Raw genomic sequence first — 2,482 nt, forward strand, 5'->3', positions numbered from 1 at the left:
TGTACTTCAATAGCTACAATAGCAAAATCCTTATATTTTTTAGTTAATTCTATAAGAACAGGTATCTCTCTTACGCAAGGGGGACATCTATATCCAAAAAATACAAGAAAGATAGCTTTATCTTTTAACTCTTTAAACTCTAGACCATTCTCTATCTCTGATATATTAAGTTGTTTACCATCTATTGTATTGAGCGTAAATTTCTCTATAGTGGTTGAGATATTCCCATCCAAGGTACCCACAAGAGGAACCCCTACAGGATCATTTTTTTGAGCAGTAGTTGAGAAAATGCTCTCCTCTTTTTGCGTTTTACTATCACATCCAAATAGAAACAGTAACGCTATAGTAGCTAATATTCTAAACATCATTATCCTTGAAAATTAGGAGTTCCATCAGGTTGATGTGTTTTTCTCATCTCACCCTCTGTCTCCTTCTTTGTTTGATACTCATTCATCTGCATTCTCACCTCATGTATCTGCATCTGTGACACATCATCATCGGATTGCCAAGCTACCTCTATATCTCCACCATACTCCAGACCCATAATCTCTATCTTTTTGGCATACTCTTCAATATCTAAACATATCTCCATAGACTCTTCCTCTGTGGTATCTCTTAGCTCTATATACCAACGACCTAGTGGATTGGTTTTTATGGTTGATTGAATAATTACTGACATCAGAACTCCCTTTTTTTCTATTTCACTAATTATAACAAAGTAGGATTAGAGTAAGCATTGACAAAAATCAAAAGTTATTTCGATAAAATAGCAACTAATTTAATAAATGGACTAATAGATGGATGCTTATGAATATGGTGAACTGCTAAAAACACTTACTATAAAAATAGAAAATATAAAAAATATTGTTAAACCTGATACTATTCTGAGTCGGCTAAAAGAGATAGAGAGTATGGAACAGGAGCCTAGTTTTTGGAGTGATGCCAAAAATGCCTCAAAAATATCTCAGGAGAAGACTAGAAAAGAGAGAATATTAACAAAATACAGAGATGCTAACAATTCCGTTGTGGATGCCGTGGAGTTTTTTGATATGGCAAAAGCTGAAGGGGATGAGGAGACAATAGAGATGCTCTATGATGAAGCAGAGACTCTACGAGAAAATATCACTGCATTAGAAGTAACAATGATGTTGAGTGGTGAGAATGATAATAACAACGCCATAGTCTCTATCCACCCTGGCGCGGGTGGAACAGAATCTCAGGATTGGGCAAATATGTTATATCGGATGTATCTTCGATGGGCTGAACGAAAAGGATTCAAAGTAGAGGGGCTTGATTATCAAGCAGGAGAAGAGGCAGGGATAAAAGATGTCAGTTTCATTATCAAAGGTGAGAATGCTTACGGTTATCTAAAGGTAGAGAATGGAATACATCGTCTTGTTCGTATCTCTCCGTTTGACTCTAATGCCAAGAGACACACATCATTTAGCTCTGTTATGGTATCACCAGAAGTTGATGATGATATAGATATAGAGATTGAGGATAAAGATATAAGAGTCGATACATATAGAGCCTCAGGTGCAGGTGGGCAACATGTCAACAAAACAGAGAGTGCCATTCGTATCACTCATATCGAGACCAATATAGTAGTACAATGTCAAAATGGTAGAAGCCAACATAAAAACAGAGCAACGGCTATGAAGATGCTGAAATCTCGGCTTTATGAGTATGAGATGGAGAAGAGACAGGCAGAGATTGATGGGGTGGAGAAGAGTGAGATAGGATGGGGACATCAGATTCGTTCATATGTTCTAGCTCCCTACCAACAGGTGAAAGATACTAGAAGCAATCAGCCCTTTTCAAATGTAGATGGAATTTTAGATGGAGATATAGATAAGCTGATTGAGGGTGTGCTAATTGCTCTAGCAAGATAGGGTTATAATAATTATCTATTTTTTTATAAAAATGATTTTTTATCACAATCATTACACAAAAATGTTTTATACTGCGACTATCACAAAATAAAAGGATTTAAATGACAAAATTTTCAAAATTAGCTCTAGCAGCACTTTTAGGTATGGCAGTAATGACAACAACAGCATCAGCAGATGCAGCTAAAGGTCAAAAACTTTACTCTAAAAAGCTTAAAGAAGCTTGTAAGATGACTGGTGCAGACTTCGCAAAGAAGCATACTCAAGAAGAGTGGGAAAAGATTAACGAAGATGGTAAGATGGGTGAAGCGATTGCTGAAATCTGTGGTGAAGGTGTATCTATAAAAGAGAAGCTAGTTCCTCATATCTTTGACTTCGCTAATGAGTTTGCAAGTGACTCTGGAAATGTTCCTAGCTGTTAAGTCTGATAAGCTATAATAAATCTATATAACTCCCATTTTTTTGGGAGTCTCTTCTTCTCTTAATATTCTTTTTTGTTATCAAACAATTGATATTCACAATATATACACAATTTAAAATTATAATTCATACAAAAAGATTATAAAGGATTTAAATTGAATAAATTTATAAAA

Annotated in this window: 4 protein-coding genes; 2 read left to right on the forward strand and 2 right to left on the reverse strand. The window is 35.3% G+C overall.

Features of this window, described 5'->3' with window-relative positions:
* Together GSY74_RS07500 and GSY74_RS07505 are read right to left on the reverse strand one after the other, a co-directional pair.
* A partial coding sequence (locus GSY74_RS07500) for a TlpA disulfide reductase family protein (protein WP_164664481.1) occupies positions 1-365 on the reverse strand: 365 nt, incomplete at its 3' end.
* Between the two features lie 2 nt (positions 366-367).
* The gene (locus tag GSY74_RS07505) at positions 368-679 is read right to left on the reverse strand and encodes a hypothetical protein (RefSeq protein WP_164664482.1); all 312 of its coding nucleotides are present in this window, start codon (positions 677-679) and stop codon (positions 368-370) included.
* Positions 680-797: 118 nt separating this feature from the next.
* Between GSY74_RS07505 and prfB the strand changes: the two genes are divergently transcribed.
* The gene (prfB, locus tag GSY74_RS07510) at positions 798-1,892 is read left to right on the forward strand and encodes a peptide chain release factor 2 (protein ID WP_164664483.1); all 1,095 of its coding nucleotides are present in this window, start codon (positions 798-800) and stop codon (positions 1,890-1,892) included.
* 101 nt (positions 1,893-1,993) lie between these two features.
* Complete coding sequence (locus GSY74_RS07515) at positions 1,994-2,311, forward strand: cytochrome C (protein ID WP_164664484.1); 318 nt, start codon at positions 1,994-1,996, stop codon at positions 2,309-2,311.
* The last annotated feature ends 171 nt before the right edge of the window (positions 2,312-2,482 follow it).

The sequence above is a fragment of the Sulfurovum sp. bin170 genome (assembly GCF_010892395.1).
Classification (GTDB): domain Bacteria; phylum Campylobacterota; class Campylobacteria; order Campylobacterales; family Sulfurovaceae; genus UBA1140.

Bases quoted from the DNA above. Each gene is read 5' to 3' on its own strand.
- GSY74_RS07505 (WP_164664482.1), bottom strand. From the start codon at position 679: ATGTCAGTAATTATTCAATCAACCATAAAAACCAATCCACTAGGTCGT.
- prfB (WP_164664483.1), top strand. From the start codon at position 798: ATGGATGCTTATGAATATGGTGAACTGCTAAAAACACTTACTATAAAA.
- GSY74_RS07515 (WP_164664484.1), top strand. From the start codon at position 1,994: ATGACAAAATTTTCAAAATTAGCTCTAGCAGCACTTTTAGGTATGGCA.